The sequence below is a fragment of the Saonia sp. genome (assembly GCF_056326165.1).
Window position 1 is genome coordinate 77,540 of sequence record NZ_JBWFBN010000004.1, and the last position, 20,189, is coordinate 97,728.

Genomic DNA, 20,189 nt, shown 5'->3' on the forward strand with positions numbered 1-20,189 from the left:
TAGCACCGGGATTTAAATAACTATGAGTTAATTACTTTTTCTTGATGGTTTATGGACTCTTGGTGAATAGCCTTAAACATTTTAAGAACAAACTCTTCACTTAATCCTTCTTTTTCACCTTCCAAAATCATTTTGCCAAGAATTTCATTCCAACGATTGCTTTGTAAAACAGCTACGTTACGCTCTCTTTTTATGGTGCCGATTCCATCAGAGATTTTCATACGCTTTCCAAGGGTATTGATCAATTGGTTATCAATTACATCAATCTGTGCACGAAGGTTATTTAATTTATTGCTATATTCTGTTTCCTCACTTGTTTCCTTTCTTATTTTTAAATCCCTCATAATCTGCTTTAAAGAATCTGGGGTTACTTGCTGCGCAGCATCACTCCATGCATTGTCTGGATCATGATGTGTTTCAATCATCAAACCATCAAAATTAAGATCCAATGCTGTTTGTGATACATCAAAAATCATATCTCTTTTTCCTGTAATGTGTGAAGGATCACATATCAAAGGTAAATCTGGAAATTTGTTTTGGAACTCAATTGCCATTTGCCACTCTGGAATGTTTCTGTATTTAGTTTTTTCATAGGTAGAAAATCCTCTATGGATTGCTCCAAGGTTTTTAATTCCAGCCGTATACAATCTTTCTATACCTCCCAACCACAATGATAAGTCTGGATTTACAGGGTTTTTTACTAGTACCGTTTTATCTGTTCCTGCCAAAGCATCGGCAATTTCTTGCATAATAAACGGACTTACAGTAGAACGTGCTCCAATCCATAGCATATCCACATCATACTCCAATGCCAATTTTACATGTGCTGCATTTGCTACCTCGGTAGTAGTTTTTAAACCTGTTTCCTCTTTTACTTTTTGGAGCCATTTTAAACCCAAAGCCCCAACGCCTTCAAAATTTCCTGGACGAGTTCGTGGTTTCCATATTCCCGCACGGTAGTAATTTACATCTGAATCTTTGAGTTCATGGGCAATTCTTAAAACTTGCTCCTCAGTTTCCGCACTGCAAGGCCCAGCAATTACCAATGGATGATCTAATTTCATATCATCCAGCCAAGTCCTCATTTCCTTTTTATTTTCCATCTCTATATTCTATTTTTTGTTCTGTGGTATTCCGTTTAATATTTCTTTTATTCTATTGGTGTTGTTCATTTCATTATATATGCTGTCATAATCATCGTTCTTCAGCATTTCTTTAAAAGCCTCCAAGTTGTGTATATACTCCTCCAGTGTATCCACTACATTTTCTTTGTTTTGCTCAAAAATAGGTGTCCACATTGCAGGAGAACTTTTTGCCAAACGAACCGTACTTTCAAACCCACTCCCAGCCATGTCAAAAATATCTCGCTCATTTTTTTCTTTCTCAATCACCGTCTTTCCCAACATAAAAGAACTTATATGAGATAAGTGTGATACATAGGCAATATGCTTATCATGTGCCTTAGGATTCATATATCTAATTCGCATGCCCAACTGCTTAAAAAGAATCAATGCTCTTGCATGAATATCTTCTCTAGTTCTATCTACCTCACAAATTATATTGGCTTTGCCATCAAATAAATTATTAATAGCAGCCGAAGGACCCGAAAACTCAGTACCAGAAATAGGGTGGCACGCTAAAAAATTACTTCTTTTAGAGTGATTTTCAACCGCTTTGCAAATATTACCTTTTGTTGACCCAGCATCAAAAACAAGAGCATCGGAATTTACGATGTCCAAAATCTTTGGCAACTCTAAAACCATTGCATTTACCGGAATAGTCACAATGACCACGTCGGCCAATTTTAAGTCTTTGTAGGACGATTTTTTATCTATAATATTTAAGGTCAAAGCCTCACTTAAATGTATTTCATTAACATCTATACCATGGATAATTGTGTTAGGATTAACATCTTTTATATCCTTGGCCATAGAACCACCTATCAACCCAATACCGATTACAAATACATTCATTTTACTAACTAAACCTAGTTATAGCTTCTTTTATTTTTTCTTCTTTAACACACAATGAAAACCTAATATACCCTTCACCATTACTACCAAATATGGTGCCGGGAGCAATGAAAATATTCTTCTCATATAGTAAATCATCCACATATTTTTCTGCTGATTTTATTCCATCGGGCAATTTTGCCCATACAAACATTCCCACCGCATTTTTATCATAAGTGCAATTCAATTTATCTACTAATTGAAACATTAAATTCCTTCTAGTTGTATACAATTCATCCAATGCTTCAAACCAACTTTTTTCACTTTTAAGAGCAACAATAGCTCCTTTTTGAACTCCGTAGAACATTCCAGAATCCATATTGCTTTTCACTTTTAGAATTGCATTTATGTGTTGTGAACTTCCCAAAACCATGCCTACACGCCAGCCAGCCATATTAAAGGTCTTACTCAAAGAATTGAGTTCCAAAACCACTTCTTTGGCTCCTTCTATAGACATAATGCTAATCGGAGTTTTATTAAGCACAAAACTGTATGGATTATCATTTACCAATAAAATTTTGTGGTCTTTTGCAAAATCCACTAATTCTTTTAGTTGTTGTCTTGTAACAGTTGTCCCAGTTGGCATATGTGGGTAGCTTGTCCACATTAATTTTACTTTAGATAAATCTTTCTTTTGCAATTCTTCTAAATCTGGAAACCAACCATTTTTTGCTGCCAAATCATAATATTTTGGTCTAGCCTCTACCAATTTTGTTACAGATGTATATGTGGGATACCCAGGATTAGGAATCAATACTTCATCACCAGCATTTAAAAAAGCCATGCTAATGTGCATAATGCCTTCTTTAGAGCCCATTAATGGCAATACTTCATTTACAGGGTTAGCAACTACATTAAATTTTTCTTTATAAAAATCGGCAATTGCTTCTCTTAATTCTGGTAATCCTTGATAGCTTTGGTATTGATGTGCTTTTTCATCATTCATAGATTCTGTCAAAGCATTGAGCACTTCTTTTGATGGTGCCAAATCTGGACTACCAATTCCCATATTTATAATAGGTTTACCTTCCGCTATAAGTCCACGAACTTCTCGCAACTTTTTGGAAAAGTAATATTCCTGTACTGTATTTAATCTATTGGCAGTAATCATACTATTCGTGCATTTTTATATTCGCCCAATACCCTAAAATCTTCTGCCATAATTTCTAACAAGGCTTTTGCCTTTGAAAAAGCAGCATACTCATCAAAGGTAACATCAACGAAAAAGGCATACTTCCATGGTGTTTCAATTACAGGTAAGGATTGTATTTTAGTTAAATTCAGCTTACAATCACTCATTACATTTAAGACAGCAGCTAAACTTCCTCGTTTATGGTCTGTGATAAATCTAAGTGATGCTTTGTTTATTTCATTTTCAGGCAAGGCTTTATTTTGGGTCTTAATAATAATGAACCTGGTCACATTATTATTTATGGTCTGTACTTCATCTGCAATAATTTCCAAATTATATAATTCTGCTGCCACTTTTGGGGCAATGGCAGCAATACCTTTTAATTGTCCGTCTTGGATTCGCTTAGCTGTTTCTGCAGTATCCACATCTTCCATTAATTTTATATGTGGATATTTCTTTAGAAATTCTTTACACTGTAGCAATGCCATTGGATGAGATGATACTTCATTAATATCTTCTATTGTTTGACCTTTCAACCCCATCAAATTGTGGTGAATATTTAAATAATGTTCTCCAATGATGTGCAAGCTATTATTGGCCACAAGTGCATAATTAGGGATTATGGATCCTGCAATAGAATTTTCAATAGCCATTACACCTTTATCCGCAGTTTTGTTAATTAAATGGTTCACCATAGTATCAAAAGACATGCACTCCACCAACTCAACTTCATCACCAAAATATTCTCTAGCTACTTGATGATGGTTAGATCCTTTTATTCCTTGTATGGCTATTCTTAAACTCAAAGCAAACGTTAAATTTTATTCAATAAAAAAGTCCCAGTTTTCACGGGACTTTAATAATCTACTATATTTTTAAAATATGCTAGAACAGTCCCGTACCTCTTTTAAAAAAGAAGTAAAAGTAAAAACCGCTCCAGAAATATTGTTTTGTCATTTTCTTATAAAACTTTGGCTAAGATAACAATTAAATTTAAAAATCAAGTTTTAGCTTCTTTTTTTTGAGTGATGCAATTTTCACTAGCTTCTTTTATGATAATTTTGATATGTTATTCCCTATTTTTGAAACAAATTTGTATTAATGTCCATTACAGTAAAGAATATTTCTAAAAATTTCGGTAATCAAAAAGCATTGGACAATGTTTCTTTTTCGATTAAAAAAGGTGAAATAGTGGGATTTTTAGGCCCAAATGGGGCAGGGAAATCTACCTTAATGAAGATATTAACCACCTATAGTTTGGCTGATGAAGGAGAGGCAGAGGTCAATACTTACGACGTTACAAAAGACCAAAAAAATGTTCAGAAAAGCGTAGGGTATTTACCAGAACACAATCCCTTATATCTGGATATGTACATTAAAGAATATCTTGGTTTTAATGCCGATGTATATAAAACAGATAAAAACAGAATAGCCGAAGTTATAGAACAAACGGGGTTAGCCCCAGAAGCACATAAAAAAATAGGGCAGCTTTCCAAAGGGTATCGCCAACGCGTTGGGTTGGCAGCTGCCTTATTACACAATCCTGAAGTTTTAATCTTAGATGAACCTACAACAGGATTGGATCCTAACCAATTATTAGAAATAAGAAAGCTAATAAAAGACATAGGAAAAGAAAAAACAATTCTTCTTTCTACCCATATCATGAAAGAAGTAGAAGCAGTTTGCGACCGGGTTATAGTTATAAATAAAGGTGTTTTGGTGGCTGATAAAAAACTTGATGATTTTAGAACAGAAGATGAACAGATTATTGAGGTAGAGTTTGATTACCGTGTGGAAGAACAATTGTTACAGCAATTGCCCAATATAACCACCGTAAAAAATTCGGGAGGTTTAACTTATGAACTTACATTTAGTACTAGTAAAGATATGCGCCCTACTGTGTTTGACTTTGCCCATGACAATCAATTAAAAACGCTACAGTTAAGTAGAAAAAATAAAAATTTGGAGAGTTTGTTTACGGAGTTGACCTCATAAAACATCAACTCCTTTTCTTATCTACAAAAAAGGCAATTCCTGCAAGTATAAAATAACTTGCCAAAGCAGAAATAGTCAAAGAATTTATATCATGATTTGCTGGTAGAACAAAAAAGTTCAAATAATTGACCAACAATAAGAAAGTTACAAACACTATAGCAATGTACTTACCTATGTTAGATTCGGGCCTGGTTTTCTTTAGATAGTACCACAAACCAGCAATCAAAACAATGGCCTCCACAAAAAAGGTCAACAGCTTATTGTTCCAAAGACCCAGACCAACTTTTGGCTCTCCAGAAACTAAGGGCAAATCTGGTGTATGTACCAATAAATCTGCAAACCAATGGGAAAGTACTGCCAAGGCCATAACCAAGGCCACACTTTTTTTGTTCGTATTTTCTTTTGCAAAAACAAAATAATACAGCACATAAACAAGTATTCCCCATAATATGCTGGCCAACAATCCATGGGTATAGGGAAATTCCATTTTAAAATCGTTCACCGCAGTAAAGCCATCTACAAATGTCATTTTTTCTATCCCCAAAACAGCAAAAGGAAAAAACAAAATATCTACAAATTGGGTCGCTAAAAAGAGCATGCCCAATGAGGCATTTCTTTCCTTTCCTTTAAGTGCAAAAGCAGCGGCGTAATGACCTACAAACATATTTAAGAGAATTGGTTTCTCTTATAAAAATACGTTTTATTGTTTTAAACCAGTTCTTTATGGTTTGAAATTAAGATATCAATAGCTTCATCAATTTCAGGTTGTGCTTTTGGATCTGTACAATTAATCAATATAGAAAATACCATTTGTTCTTCAGGATACACAAAAAAATTGGAATACCCTCCCACTCCATTACCAACATGTCCATAAAAAGGTCTTCCTTTTTCATCAAAACTAACTTGCCACCCTAAACCATAATAGGTAGGTTCTTCTTTTATTTTTACAGAAGTTAAAAATTGGGAAAGAATAGCTTCGTCTACAACGGTTTTATCTAAATAAGCTTGTCCAAGTTTGGCAATATCTTCTGTAGTAGATAAAAACCCTCCTCCTGCCAATTTATAAAAATTATTCACCTGTATAGACTCTCTAAAACACAATGTACCTTTAGTATAGAAAGTAGTTAAATCAGCATATTCTTCTTTAATTTTTGCAAAAGTATTATCCATTCTCAAAGGTTTTAAAACTTTCTCCTTAACATATTCTTCAAATGGAATCCCACTAACTTCCTGCATGGCCAAGGAAACTAAAATCCAATCAAAACTATTGTACAAATAGTTAGTTCCTGGTTTAAAAATTAAATCATCGTCTTCAAAAATAGTAATGCTTTCTTTTATGGAATAAGGTTCGTTCAATGCATATTCCTTACCTCTATATCCCCTAATGCCTGCGGTATGACTTGCCAATTGCCGTATAGAAAAATCATATTTCTTTTTAGGAAAATATGGAACGTAATCATACAATGATGCATCTAAATCTATTAACCCTTCTTCTACCATTTTGGCTAAAGCAGTTGCAGCAATAGGCTTAGAAACACTCGCAATCCTAAAAAGACTATTTTGTGGATTAATTAGTTTTTTAGTCTCAATATTTTCATAGCCATATCCTTTTTGAAAAATGGTATTACCTTCTTTTTTTACAGTAATTGCTAACCCTGGGATTTTTGACTTGACAATAAGCTCTTTCAGAAGCATATCTGCCCTTACCAAACTACTTAACTGGTTATCTTCTTTTAAAACCTGTTTGGATGCAAAAAGACCTTTTAGGTATGTAAGTATGGGGTTCACTAATCTTTGAATATTAATTTTCCTCTATAGAGCTCCTCAATATCAACCTCAATTGGGCGGTTATAGCTTATAACATCCCCAGTGCCCCTAATAACTCCTACTAATGATTGTTGAGGGTTTATTAATATATCATTAGAAGCCCTGTGGTTTATGTTAATATTTTGAGTAATCAATTCTTTTGCATCTACTCTAGAATCCCCTGCCGCAAGATTAATTACAACGTTACTAGTCTGTCCTTTTAAATGAAAATAAGCTAATCCGTTTGATACAATCGTAATACTATTATTATTCACTTCCAGATTAAAATGACCATCAGTGGTATCTGTCTCAGGATTTGAAAAGCTCTCAGATAGCAATCTTATATTAGGGTATGTTAAAACCCCATCACTTTCAATTATGAGTCCCGTGCTACTTCTTATTTCAGAAATATTCGCTGAGGTAACATATACTTTAGTTAACCCATAGTCCCGAACATAATTACAATTATTTTCATTTCTTAGTACTAATCTATCCCCTTCAACTATTGCTGCAATATCATTTCTTAAAAACTCCCCAGTCTCAATTTCTACCTTTTGAGCAGTTCCCTGTTTTATAACTAAACTAACATTTTCAAATACAGTGATTGTGGAAAAATCTGCGACACTAACTTCTTCTCTTATTATTTCTCCAGAACTTTGAAAACAATCTGATGCATTTTCACTGCTGCATGAAAATAAGAATAGAAAAAATAGAAATAATACAGACCTTTCAACTCCGTCTATTTGCCAAACAGGCAGGCTCGAAGTAAAATTTTGAAATTTTATGTTTCTATTTTCTAACATCAATTCTTTTTTCCTAAAACTATAATCTAATTCCGATTCCAAATTCAACAGCTTCTGCCTTTGCTCCATGAGATTTTAAAGTGATGGCTCCAAAAACCTTGTCTCCAAAATAACGCTTAAGCCCAATCCTATTGTACATTTGACCTTCAAAATCAAACGGATAATACACGTAATATCCCAACTGGGCTATCATACTCATTTTATTGATAAAAAGTTCGTGTCCAACAAAAATTCCAACTCTTCTAAAATCATCATTTTCAGAAACATTCAGTTCAGGGAAAGCTATGGATTGGTATTTTATCAATTCCTTTAAAAACTTAGAAAAGAAAACATCAGTCCCTAGCTGAATAGCACTTTTTCTTCCTAAACGCTTATCTACATATCCTGAAGCAATGAAAAAACCATATTGACCAGAGTTGATTACGTCACTTTCATTAAGACCTGTTCTAAAAACAAGGTTAAACTTAATCGGCTGAGTTACTTTCTCTTTTTCTGGATTAACCTCATATGCTAAATCCTTTCCCCCATCCAAATCATACACTAATCCAACATTCAGTGCTAAAGTATTTGTTGACGTATTAGGTGCTCTAAAATTGGCATTGGAATAATGGATTACTGAAAAACCAGCCTTAAATCCAAGGCCATTAAAAACATTTTCTTTATGATAATTAAGTATTAGATAGGTTGAACTCAAAAAATCAGACCCATACGCATTATTTCTAAAGTTGGCTTCTTTATCATACGGATTGGTATTATACGAAATACCTTGACCCAGCCTAAACTGCACATTTCTTTTGAAGAAATAGAAATTATAATGGGCATACAAGCCTATATTATTCCCTAAAGTAGAATTATTCATATTCTGATAGATAAATGAATATCCTAAATCTGGGTAATTATATTCTTGCTCCCATTCCTGGGAACCAAATGTTTTTCTATTATAACTAACAATAACTCCACTAGGATGGTTAGTAATAAGGTGAGAAATATCTGGGTTATGTAATAAAATTGACCCATAAAATTGATTCACATCAATAGTGGCCTTGTTATTTTTTTCATTGTTTTGGGAAAAACAATGAGCACCCATAAAAAAAACACACAGAAAAACTTTTAAGTTCATGGAATGTAAAATTAGGGAAATTTAACAGCGGTTGGCAGAATTAATTAAAAAGCAGCAACCCGTAATTTAGAATAGCTCTCTTGCTATGGCTTGTACATTATCAGATTTCCCCATAGAATAGTAGTGCAACACGGGCACACCAGCTTCTTTTAATTCTTTGGATTGTTGAATTGCCCATTCAACCCCTACTTTGCGAACTTCTTTATTGTCTTTGCAAGCTTCAACAGCATCTACCAAGTCTTCTGGCAAATCTATCCAAAAAACCTGTGGTAAAATACTTAAATGCCTTTGTACAGCTAAAGGTTTAATTCCAGGAACAATAGGAATTGTAATTCCTATTGCACGAGCTTCTTCAACGAACTTAAAATACTTTTGATTGTCAAAAAACATTTGAGTAACTACATAATCTGCGCCAGCATCTACTTTCTCCTTTAACCTTTTTAAATCAGTTTTTAAGGATGGGGCTTCCATATGTTTTTCAGGGTATCCCGCAACACCAATACAGAAATCAGGCAAATGGTCCATTTTAATATTGTCATGCAAATAATTGCCTTCATTCAATTGCCTTATTTGGGTCACTAATTGTGAAGCATAGGAATGACCGCCTTCACATGGGTTGAAATACTTTTCGCCCTTCATAGCATCTCCACGAAGCGCCATAATATTTTCAATCCCCAGATATTGACAATCGACAAGCATGTATTCCGTTTCCTCCCTAGTAAACCCCCCACAAAGCACATGAGGTACGGTATCTACTCCATATTTATGTTGAAGTGAAGCGCAAATACCCACCGTTCCTGGACGAAGGCGCGTTACTTTTTTATCGTAAAGCCCATCTTTTTCAATGTATATGTATTCCTCTCTAGAAGTTGTAACATCAATAAAAGGAGGTTTAAACTCCATTAATGGGTCTATGTTATCATATAAACTTTGGATATTTTTCCCTTTTACTGGTGGTACAATTTCAAAGGAAAACAAGGTTTCCCCTTTTGCTTTTTTAATATGTTCTGTAACCTTCATATAAAATCTATTATCATTTCCCATAAAGACCGGGAATCTCATCAATTTAAACCTTTTGGGTTCCTATTTTCACAGGAATCACAAAATTTTTAGTTATCAGCTATGTTCGGATTTAACCACTTTGTTGCTTCCTCCAAAGATATTTCTTTTCGTTCTGAAAAATCAATTACTTGATCTTGCGTTATTTTTCCCAATCCAAAATATTTAGCATCTGGATTGGCAAAATAATAACCACTAACACTTGCCGCAGGCCACATGGCCAAACTATCGGTTAGTTGCACTCCAATATTTTCTTTAACCTTCAAGAGATTCCAAATAGTGATTTTTTCCAAATGATCTGGACAAGCAGGGTACCCCGGTGCTGGTCTAATTCCCTTATAAGTTTCTCTAATTAACTCTTCATTGGAAAGGTCTTCATTTGCAGCATAACCCCAATATTTGGTTCTCACTTCTTTATGTAAATATTCAGCAAAGGCTTCGGCCAACCTATCTGCCAATGCTTTTATCATAATTGAATTATAATCATCTAAATTCTTTTCGTACTCTGCGGCTAACTCAGCTGTTCCAAATCCTGCAGATACGCAAAACGCTCCCACATAATCTTGTATTCCCGATTCTACTGGAGCTACAAAATCTGAAATTGCAAAGTTGGGTACACCAGCTCGTTTTTTAAGTTGCTGTCTTAAAGTTCTAAAAATGGTTTTAGAATTTTCATCACTATCCATAACAACCTCAATATCATCATCATTGATCGAGTTTGCAAGGAATAGCCCAAAAACTGCTTTTGCCTTCAGTTGTTTTTTATCTAGTATCTGCCTCAACATTGCTTGGGCATCTGCAAACAATTCGGTTGCCTGTTCGCCAACTACTTCATCAGTAAGAATTGCAGGATATTTTCCATGTAATTCCCATGTTCTAAAAAAGGGCATCCAATCAATAAAATCGACTAGCTTATTTAAATCGAAATCTTCAATAACCTGAATACCAAGTTCATTTGGTTTTATAACTCCCGATGTACTCCAATCTATTTGAAACTTGTTCTTACGCGCTTCTTCAAGCGTTAAATATTCCTTTTGCTTACCTCTATTTAAGAATTTTTGTCTAAAATCTTCGTAATCTTCTTTAATAGATATCTTATATATTGTTGATGTTTCTTCTTGAAGCAAATCTCCTACAACTGTCACAGCTCTTGAGGCATCGTTTACATGCACCACAGTATTATGATACTGAGGGTCTATTTTTACTGCAGTGTGCGCCTTACTAGTTGTTGCTCCACCAATTAATAATGGAACCGAAAAATTCTGTCTTTCCATTTCCTTGGCCAGAAAAACCATTTCATCCAGTGAAGGTGTTATTAACCCGCTTAAACCAATGGCATCCACTTTTTCATCAATAGCTGTTTGTATGATTTTCTCTGGCGGCACCATTACACCCAAATCCACAATTTCATAGTTGTTGCAGGCCAAGACCACACCCACAATATTTTTACCTATATCATGTACATCGCCCTTAACTGTTGCCATTAATATTTTACCTGCATTTCCACCAGCAACAGCATCTGGGTTTTTTAATTTTTCCTCTTCAATATAAGGAAGTAAATATGCTACTGCTTTTTTCATTACTCGTGCTGATTTCACTACCTGAGGTAAAAACATCTTTCCACTTCCGAATAAATCCCCTACCACGTTCATTCCGGTCATTAAATGACCTTCTATAACTTTAATAGGCTTATCCACACTTTGCCTAGCTTCCTCAACATCTTCTACAACATATTGATCAATTCCCTTTACCAAAGCACGTGTAATTCTATCTTGCAAAGGTTCTTCTCTCCATGACAAATCAATCTTACTTTCTTTAGTAGTTCCCACTACAGTTTCAGCAAAATCTAGTAAACGTTCTGTTGCATCATCTCTGCGGTTCAGAATTACATCTTCAACACGCTCCAATAAATCTTTTGGAATATCATCATAAATTTCTAGCATACTTGGGTTTACAATACCCATATTCATACCTGCTTTTATTGCATGGTATAAAAACACGGAGTGCATGGCTTCTCTTACAGGGTTGTTACCTCTAAAGGAAAAAGAAACATTACTAACTCCGCCACTAACACTGCAGTGAGAAAGATTTTCTTTTACCCATTTTGTAGCTTCAATAAAATCAATCGCATTTAATTTATGCTCATCCATTCCTGTTGCAACAGGAAAAATATTTAAATCGAAAATGATATCCTCTGGAGGAAAGTCGACAGTATCGACCAGTATTTTGTATGAACGTTCTGCAATTTCGATACGGCGTTCATAATTATCTGCTTGACCAACCTCATCAAAAGCCATTACAATGACAGCGGCACCGTATCTTTTTATCAATTTAGCATGATGAATGAATTCTTCTTCCCCCTCTTTCAGACTAATAGAATTTACGACACATTTACCTTGAACAACTTGCAATCCAGCTTCAATAATATCCCACTTAGAGCTATCTATCATGATAGGAACTCTAGAGATATCTGGTTCCGAAACAATAAGATTTAGGAACTTAACCATGGCTTCTTTACCATCTATAAGTCCGTCATCCATATTAATGTCTATAATCTGAGCCCCATTATCAACTTGATCTCTTGCGACACCTAAGGCCTCATCAAACTTTTCTTCTTTTATAAGACGAAGAAACTTTTTAGACCCTGCCACATTTGTGCGTTCTCCAACATTTATGAAATTGCTTTCAGGAGTAATGATTAGAGGTTCAAGGCCACTCAATTTTAAGTATTTTACTTCTTTGTTACCCATAAATGGATTCCTGCCTATGCAAGAACAGCATGTTTTCTAGGTTTGTAATTTTTTACTAAATCTGCTATAGCTTTAATATGTTCAGGTGTTGTTCCACAGCAACCGCCAACTATATTTACTAAGCCTTTATCTACAAATTCTTTAATCTGCTCAGCCATTTGTTCCGGAGTTTCATCATATTCTCCGAAAGCGTTGGGTAATCCTGCATTTGGGTGCGCCGATACAGAAAAATCAGTTTTAGCAGAAACTACCTCTAAATGCGGTAATAATTGTTTTGCACCCAAGGCACAATTGAACCCCACCGATAAAATTGGAATATGAGAAATTGATATTAAAAAAGCTTCCGCTGTCTGCCCTGACAAGGTTCTCCCCGATGCATCAGTAATGGTACCACTTACCATGATTGGAATATCAATATTTCTTTCCTCCCTAACCTCATCAATAGCAAACAATGCTGCTTTAGCATTTAGGGTATCAAAAATAGTTTCTACCAATAAAATGTCAGAACCACCATCCAAAAGCGCTTCAACTTGCTGCTTGTATGAAACTCGTAATTCTTCAAACGAAACTGCTCTATATCCTGGGTCATTTACATCTGGAGACATGCTAGCTGTTTTATTTGTTGGACCAATACTACCAGCTACAAAACGAGGTTTCTCTGGGTTCTTCAGAGTATATTCATTAGCAACCATTTTGGCAATTCTAGCAGATTCAAAATTTAAGTCATAGACCAAGTCCTCCATATGGTAATCAGCCATGGCGATTGTTGTTCCCGAAAATGTATTGGTTTCAACAATATCTGCACCTGCATCAAAATAGGCTCTATGTACATCAGCAATAGCTTCTGGCTGGGTTAATGATAATAAATCATTATTCCCTTGAAGAGGGTGTTCCCAATCTTTAAATCGGTTACCACGAAAATCTTCTTCAGTAAATTTGTAACGCTGTAGCATAGTGCCCATTGCACCATCCAACACCAAAATTCGTTTTTTTAATTCTTCTTTTATATCTGCCATTGTTGTTTTTTCAAAACAAACCCATGTTTATATATTTGTAATACAATTTGCAAAGTAACAGCACTCCCTAACCATTTGCAAGAAATGTGTGTTCCGTAACTTATTTACACTAAAAAAGCCTTTCAACCAATGGTGAAAGGCTTTTAACTTTTTGAACATTTTATTTAAGCTATACTTTGCACCACTTCTTTTTTCGCTTCTTTTTTAGAACCATCAAATCCTTCCACGCCCCCTACAGTTGTATATTTCATAACGAACTTCTTATTAGGGTTGATGATTTGATACGCAAACTGGCACATGACAGCCGCCTCATGGAAACCTGAAAGAATCAGCTTTAACTTTCCTGGGTATGTGTTTACATCACCAATTGCAAACACTCCTGGAATATTTGTTTGATAATCTTTGGCATTGTTTACTTTAATAGCATTTTTTTCTATCTCTAATCCCCAATCACCAATTGGTCCTAATTTTGGAGAAAGACCAAATAAAGGGATAAAATTATCAACTTCTAAAAGCACATCATCAATTTCTGTTTCTGTACTTTTAATTAAAACAGAATTTAACTTATCTGTTCCGTGAAGTTCTTTTACTTCTGCTTTAGTATATAACTTAATTTTACCAATCTTGGCAAGTTCAGCAGCTTTCTCAACAGAATCTAAAGCACCTCTAAATTCGTTTCTACGATGAACCAAAGAAACTTCGGAAGCAACATCTGCTAAAAATATAGCCCAATCCAAAGCAGAATCTCCGCCACCAGCAATCACTACTTTTTTATCACGGTACACTTCTGGGTCCTTAATAATATAGGCAACTCCTTTATCCTCAAAATCAACAATATTTGAAATTTGCGGCTTCCTAGGCTCAAAAGAACCCAATCCACCTGCAATAACAACCACTGGAGCATGATGCTTTGTTCCTTTATTTGTAGTCACAATAAACGATCCATCTTCTTGCTTATCTAATGTTTCAGCTCGTTCACCTAATGTATAACCTGCTTCAAAAGGTTTAATTTGCTCCATTAATTTATCTACCAAACCACCTGCTAATATCTCTGGATATGCTGGAATATCATAAATTGGTTTCTTAGGATATATTTCTGAACATTGTCCACCTGTTTGGGGCAACGCATCAATTAAATGACACTTTAATTTTAACAAACCTGCTTCAAACACAGTAAACAACCCTGTTGGACCCGCACCTATAATAAGTATATCTGTTTTAATCATTTCTTCTTCTATTTGAATCTAAATTAGATTCTCACTTTCTATTTATTTTCTTTTACTAAAAACTCTTCTTGTATTTTTACTATTTGCTCCCTATGCTTTACAACTTCTCCAATTACAATAATTGCCGGATTAGACAAATTTCGGGATTCTACTACATTTAATATGGAACTAATGTTACCAATACCTATTTTTTCTTCATTGGTTGTACCGCTTTGAATAATTGCTATCGGAGTTTCTGCTTTTCCTTCTGCTACAAACAATTCAACAATTTGAGGCAACTTGGACATTCCCATTAAAATAATAACCGTGGCACTTGATTTTGCAGCCAATGCTACATCTTTTGATAATTTATGTTCTTTAGTCGTACCAGTAATTACCCAAAAACTTTCTGAAGCTCCTCTTTTTGTGACAGGAATATTTTGAGAAGCGGGCACTGCAACCGATGATGAAACTCCTGGCACCATTGCAACCTCAAGGCCATTATCAGCAGCATAAGCCATTTCTTCTGCGCCACGACCAAAAACAAAAGGGTCGCCTCCTTTTAATCTAACCACATTACCATGAGTTTTAGCCCTAGCAACAATCAATTCATTGATTTGTTCTTGTTGGTACGTATAACACCCTTTTCGCTTGCCCACAAATATCTTTTCAGCTTTTGAGGCAAAATCCAATAGCTCTGGATTTACCAAAGCATCATACAAAACCACATCGGCATCTTGCAATGCTTTGACACCTTTTAAAGTAATCAATTCCACATCACCAGGGCCAGCCCCAACAACTGTCAGTTTTCCTTTATTATATATCTCTTTACTATTTTCCAAATTATTTGTCGGCTACTAACTCCAATTGTCTATATGACTCCAATTTTGCGAGCACTTGTTTTGCATCTTCCAAGTAGGATTTTGCAAAAGCTTCGGTAGGCTCATTTTTATTTAATTGAAGCACTAATGATGTAAAAGTAGTACTAAAATCAATCTTTTCCGAAGCAACAAAGGTAGAATCAAAGTCTTTAATGATTCCTGCATGCGTGTTGGTTTTTATATTTTCAGCAGTTAATAAGGCTTTCGCAGAATTTACCATGGAAGTATACGAATAATATATACTGGCTGCCCATTTTTGTTCCTTTATTGCTTGTTCTGCATTTTCAATTTTTTCCTGACTTTCAAAAAATAATGTAGCAATTAAATCGATAACAACACCTGCACACTCTCCAATACCTATTTCCTTCTTGTATTTTTCACTTGTACCCCAATCAATAAAATCTTCGGAAGTCAAGTTATCCACATCTGTCAAGGTTTTGAGAAAATTATAAAAATAATGTTCTCCCTTTTCTGCATAATAGTCTACAAAAGATGCTCCGTTACCATTAGCTTCAAAATCATCCAATATTAATCGTAACGCCTGTGGTCCTCTTTTACTTGGAATTTTAACCACTTTATCTGCAAAGCGTCCATGTCCATTTCCTAGATTTCCTCCGCCCAACAATACTTGTAGTGCGGGCGCAACCAATTTATCCTTGGTACGAACAGACATTCCTTGAAAACCAATGTTGGCCATATTATGCTGTCCGCAGGCATTCATACACCCACTTATTTTTATAACCACATCTGGATTGTTAATGTACTGTGGATATTCTGCTTTTATCACTTTTTCCAATTCATCCGCTATACCTGTACTACTAGAAATCCCCAAATTACAAGTGTCTGTTCCAGGGCAGGCTGTAATATCCAATGCTTTGTTATATCCAGCTTCTACAAAACCTAATTTCTCCAATTCGGTATAGAAAAAAGGAACAAGCTCTTCTTTCACATATGGAATCAATATATTCTGCCTTAAAGAAAGACGAATTTCCCCTGCAGCATATTTCTGTACCAAGTCTGCTAATTCTCTAGCTTGAGGTGTATAGAAATCACCCAATAACACTTTAATACCTATAGCAACATATCCTTCTTGTTTTTGAGAAACAAGATTGGTAGTTTTCCATTGTTCAAAAGTTTCCTTGTTTTTTATTTCTACTGAAGGCACATCTACGTTAGCCACCTCAACTTGTGGGTAACTTTCTGCATCAATAGTGTATGTTTTTATTGGAACCGCTTTTTGTTCAGCCTCCAATAATTCTTTAAATCCATCTAAACCAACATCTTTCAACAAGAATTTCATTCTTGCTTTTGCTCTACTCTTGCGCTCCCCATATCTATCAAAAACACGAACAACACCATCCATTAATGGGATGATTTTATCAGTTGGTAAAAAGCTAAACAATTCATCGGCATGACGAGGTTGTGAGCCCAAGCCACCAGCCAACATCACTTTAAAGCCTCTTACACCATCTTGGATTTTAGCAATAAAACCTAAATCGTGCATGTAAGAAAGCCCAGTATCTGCATCACTAGAAGAGAAAGAAACCTTAAATTTCCTTCCCATTTCCTGGCTGATAGGATTTCGTAAAAAATACTCGAACAAAGCTTGAGCATAAGGAGAAACGTCAAAAGGTTCATCAACATCAATACCAGCAGTTTCACTTGCCGTTACATTACGTACTGTATTTCCACAAGCTTCGCGCAATGTAACATCATCTTTTTCCAATTCCGCCCAAAGCTCTGGAGTTCTATTTAAATCCACATAATGAATTTGAATATCCTGACGTGTTGTTATGTGCAACCTTCCTCTAGAATACTCATCAGAAACATCACAAATACGGTGCAGTTGATTTGATTTTACTTTCCCGTATGGCAGTTTAATACGTATCATCTGCACACCTTCCTGACGCTGACCGTACACTCCTCTTGCCAAACGCAAGCTTCTAAATTTTTCTTCATCCAATTTTCCATCATGAAACTGGCGGATTTTAGCCTCCAGGTCTATAATGTCCTTTTGGACAATAGGATTTTCTATTTCTGTTCTAAAACTTTGCATGATTATTGTAAATGGATTCCACATTCCCTATTCTCTAAAGCTTTTATAGGGTCAAAATAAGTACTGTTTTTAGGCAGATTGTTCTCTATCAACAGGTCGTCCAATTCTGTATCAGTCCAGTAATAAAAAGGGCTAACCTTTAAAATACCATCTTTACTATAACTCAAAATATCAAGTGAATTTCGGTATTCTGTTTTTCTAACTCTGATATTGGTGAACCAAATATCTGGGTTTTGTTCATTTAGCGCTCTTCTAAAAGGCTCAAGCTTTACAACTTCTGAAAACTCAGCATGATTCGGGTCACTTACGCTAGGCATACCTAATCTAAACTCCGTAAAAGCCCTTGACTCTTTTGGTACGTATATGTTCAGGTTTAAATCAAAACGATCAATAAGTACTTTGGCATGCGCATAGGTTTCTATCAAATTAAATCCTGAATCAGCCCAGACTACATTAATATCTTTATCTTTTTTATAAAAAGTACTTAGTAATACCGCAGAATATTTCCCAAAACTAGTGGTTACAATTCTACTTTCAGATAATTGAAGTGCCCAATCTATAATTTCATCTGGTGTTTTATTGCGTAATTGTTCGTTCCAGTATTTCAAATCAATATTTTTGACATTGCTTATTTCGTCATTTAGAATAAAATCATCTTGAATTTGATAGTTATAACCTTCTTTATTTTTGTTTGTATGTTTGTTCTGCATTAGAAAAAATATTATTTAACCTATGGATTTTATAGAGTAAACAAAAATACATTTTATATTTACATATAGACGTTAAAACTATCAGAATATTACCTTAATCCCATAGTTTTAGTAGATTAATTGTAAAACAAGCTGTTTTTTGAGAATATGGAAACGAAAAATTAAGAAATTAAATCTTCTAATGTGGTATTACGGTAGACTGTTAATGCGCTGTCTCTAACTGCTATCATAAGTTTATGCACCGAGCATTTATTTTCATCAGGGCAATCATCGCATTTCTCATAGAAATTTAAACTTACACATGGCACCATGGCAATTGGCCCTTCCAATACCCTTATAACTTCGGTCATTTGAATTTCAGAAGGCTTTTTAATAAGATAATAACCTCCACCCTTTCCTTTTTTAGAGCTTAAAAATCCTGTACGTCGCATGGAAAGCAAGATGCTTTCTAAGAATTTTTGGGAAATATTCTCATGCTTTGCAATTTCAGCAATTTGGATAGGTTGATTTTCTTCTTGGCTTGCTAAGAAAGTCAATGCCTTAATTCCATATTTAGTCTTTTTGGAGAGCATAGGGCTAATATAGGTATTTCTCTTAAATCCCAATATAGTGGATAAGGCATACTTTTCTTAGAAACGCAAAGCCAGTTCCATCTTAACATTGCTTCTCTTATATTCAGTATGCTCGTCCAAGGGTACTTGGACAAATCCATGTTTTGTATAAATATGTAGGGCATTTTCCAAAATTACATTGGAATATAATACTAATTTATCCCAAGGCTGCTGTTTAGAAAATTGAATACAGAATTTAAGCAATTCCTGCCCTATTTTACGTCCTCTATATTTTGGTGAAACACCCATTTTTCCCATTTCATAAACACCTTCTTTCACTTTTATCAAAGCAAAAGTACCCACAATTTCCTCTTTAATCTTCGCAAAAAAGATATACCCACCTTGGTTAATAATAGACTCTTTACAGTTTAATAAAAGTATTCTATCCTGAGGCTCTACTTCAAAATATTTTTCTATCCACTCCAAATTTAATTCCGCAAAATTAACGGCATATCTATCCTCAAAAGGCACAATCTGAACTTTCAGCATTTTTAATGGTTTTTTAAATTTGAAAGTATTCTTTTACTTAATGATTTTTCTTCCAGTTTTAATTCGATTATATAAAGCATATCAACCAGACTATTGGCACTTATCTGGGTAAGTGCTTTTGCCTCTTTATTTACAACTTTCCAAATAGGAATTAATTTCTGATGAACTTCTTCTCCTTTGTCAGTAATATATAATAGTTTTTTTCTGCCATCATTCTTATCAATCTTAGATGAAACATAGCCCAATTTTGATAGTTTCCCTATCGATTGAGTTATAGCTGGCTGAGTATATCTTAATGCCTCTTGAATGTCTGTTATTGTCGTTTCCTTATTATCAATTACAGCTTTAAAAATTGGAAAAAGATAGGGGTCAAAATCAACTTTCATTTCATCATATACTATTTGTGTTTCCCTTGCTATATAACCACTTAGTCTTTTTAATCTTGATCCTATTCCTAATTCTAATAAGCTTAAAAATTTATCTTCCATAAGTATTTATATAATTACTTATGTAAATATACATTATTATCTATATAATACAAAAT

At 34.6% G+C, this 20,189-nt stretch carries 19 protein-coding genes; 1 reads left to right on the forward strand and 18 read right to left on the reverse strand.

Translation table 11 applies throughout. From position 1 onward, the window contains the following. Positions 1–20: 20 nt before the first annotated feature. Genes AC000W_RS05465 through AC000W_RS05480 form a run of 4 tightly spaced genes read right to left on the reverse strand, consistent with a single transcriptional unit; the run spans position 21 to position 3,950 of the window. Positions 21–1,103, reverse strand: a complete 1,083-nt coding sequence (locus tag AC000W_RS05465; protein ID WP_474746688.1) for a chorismate mutase — start codon at positions 1,101–1,103, stop codon at positions 21–23. A gap of 9 nt (positions 1,104–1,112) precedes the next feature. Next, positions 1,113–1,973 (reverse strand): prephenate dehydrogenase, encoded by an 861-nt coding sequence (locus AC000W_RS05470; RefSeq protein ID WP_474746689.1) that lies wholly within the window; start codon positions 1,971–1,973, stop codon positions 1,113–1,115. Positions 1,974–1,977: 4 nt separating this feature from the next. After that, positions 1,978–3,123 carry a pyridoxal phosphate-dependent aminotransferase gene (locus AC000W_RS05475; protein ID WP_474746690.1) on the reverse strand — a complete coding sequence of 382 codons (1,146 nt, stop codon included), beginning with the start codon at positions 3,121–3,123 and terminating at the stop codon, positions 1,978–1,980. Next, positions 3,120–3,950 (reverse strand): prephenate dehydratase, encoded by an 831-nt coding sequence (locus AC000W_RS05480; RefSeq protein WP_474746692.1) that lies wholly within the window; start codon positions 3,948–3,950, stop codon positions 3,120–3,122. Before AC000W_RS05480 ends, AC000W_RS05475 begins: the two co-directional genes overlap by 4 nt. A 295-nt stretch (positions 3,951–4,245) precedes the next feature. On the opposite strand from AC000W_RS05480, the gene gldA reads away from it, so the two are divergent. Continuing rightward, the gene (gene gldA, locus AC000W_RS05485) at positions 4,246–5,139 is read left to right on the forward strand and encodes a gliding motility-associated ABC transporter ATP-binding subunit GldA (protein WP_474746693.1); all 894 of its coding nucleotides are present in this window, start codon (positions 4,246–4,248) and stop codon (positions 5,137–5,139) included. Between the two features lie 4 nt (positions 5,140–5,143). On the opposite strand, the gene AC000W_RS05490 is transcribed toward gldA, so the two are convergent. From AC000W_RS05490 to AC000W_RS05555, 14 genes are all read right to left on the reverse strand, one after another. After that, on the reverse strand, positions 5,144–5,803 hold the full coding sequence (locus AC000W_RS05490; protein WP_474746695.1) for a hypothetical protein: 660 nt from the start codon (positions 5,801–5,803) through the stop codon (positions 5,144–5,146). Positions 5,804–5,847: 44 nt separating this feature from the next. Further along, positions 5,848–6,927 (reverse strand): serine hydrolase domain-containing protein, encoded by a 1,080-nt coding sequence (locus tag AC000W_RS05495; RefSeq protein WP_474746696.1) that lies wholly within the window; start codon positions 6,925–6,927, stop codon positions 5,848–5,850. Then, positions 6,927–7,817, reverse strand: coding sequence for a head GIN domain-containing protein (locus AC000W_RS05500; protein ID WP_474746698.1), 891 nt, complete (start codon positions 7,815–7,817; stop codon positions 6,927–6,929). The genes AC000W_RS05495 and AC000W_RS05500 overlap by 1 nt, the downstream gene beginning before the upstream one ends. Continuing rightward, complete coding sequence (locus tag AC000W_RS05505) at positions 7,768–8,868, reverse strand: acyloxyacyl hydrolase (protein ID WP_474746699.1); 1,101 nt, start codon at positions 8,866–8,868, stop codon at positions 7,768–7,770. The genes AC000W_RS05500 and AC000W_RS05505 overlap by 50 nt, the downstream gene beginning before the upstream one ends. Before the next feature lie 66 nt (positions 8,869–8,934). Further along, positions 8,935–9,888, reverse strand: coding sequence for a methylenetetrahydrofolate reductase [NAD(P)H] (gene metF / locus AC000W_RS05510; protein WP_474746701.1), 954 nt, complete (start codon positions 9,886–9,888; stop codon positions 8,935–8,937). Between the two features lie 89 nt (positions 9,889–9,977). Then, positions 9,978–12,677, reverse strand: a complete 2,700-nt coding sequence (gene metH / locus AC000W_RS05515) for a methionine synthase (RefSeq protein WP_474746703.1) — start codon at positions 12,675–12,677, stop codon at positions 9,978–9,980. Positions 12,678–12,691: 14 nt separating this feature from the next. Beyond that, positions 12,692–13,693 carry a homocysteine S-methyltransferase family protein gene (locus AC000W_RS05520; protein ID WP_474746704.1) on the reverse strand — a complete coding sequence of 334 codons (1,002 nt, stop codon included), beginning with the start codon at positions 13,691–13,693 and terminating at the stop codon, positions 12,692–12,694. Positions 13,694–13,857: 164 nt separating this feature from the next. Then, the gene (locus AC000W_RS05525) at positions 13,858–14,919 is read right to left on the reverse strand and encodes an NAD(P)/FAD-dependent oxidoreductase (RefSeq protein WP_474746706.1); all 1,062 of its coding nucleotides are present in this window, start codon (positions 14,917–14,919) and stop codon (positions 13,858–13,860) included. Positions 14,920–14,957: 38 nt separating this feature from the next. Further along, positions 14,958–15,740, reverse strand: coding sequence for a uroporphyrinogen-III C-methyltransferase (gene cobA, locus AC000W_RS05530; protein WP_474746707.1), 783 nt, complete (start codon positions 15,738–15,740; stop codon positions 14,958–14,960). A gap of 1 nt (position 15,741) precedes the next feature. Further along, positions 15,742–17,835 carry a nitrite reductase gene (locus AC000W_RS05535; protein WP_474746709.1) on the reverse strand — a complete coding sequence of 698 codons (2,094 nt, stop codon included), beginning with the start codon at positions 17,833–17,835 and terminating at the stop codon, positions 15,742–15,744. A gap of 2 nt (positions 17,836–17,837) precedes the next feature. Continuing rightward, positions 17,838–18,545, reverse strand: coding sequence for a phosphoadenosine phosphosulfate reductase domain-containing protein (locus AC000W_RS05540; RefSeq protein WP_474746710.1), 708 nt, complete (start codon positions 18,543–18,545; stop codon positions 17,838–17,840). 161 nt (positions 18,546–18,706) lie between these two features. After that, entirely contained in the window at positions 18,707–19,117 is a 411-nt protein-coding gene (locus AC000W_RS05545; protein ID WP_474746711.1) for an RrF2 family transcriptional regulator, read from the reverse strand. Positions 19,118–19,174: 57 nt separating this feature from the next. Continuing rightward, on the reverse strand, positions 19,175–19,645 hold the full coding sequence (locus tag AC000W_RS05550; RefSeq protein WP_474746713.1) for a GNAT family N-acetyltransferase: 471 nt from the start codon (positions 19,643–19,645) through the stop codon (positions 19,175–19,177). A gap of 2 nt (positions 19,646–19,647) precedes the next feature. Further along, complete coding sequence (locus AC000W_RS05555; RefSeq protein ID WP_474746715.1) at positions 19,648–20,133, reverse strand: MarR family winged helix-turn-helix transcriptional regulator; 486 nt, start codon at positions 20,131–20,133, stop codon at positions 19,648–19,650. Positions 20,134–20,189 lie beyond the last annotated feature (56 nt).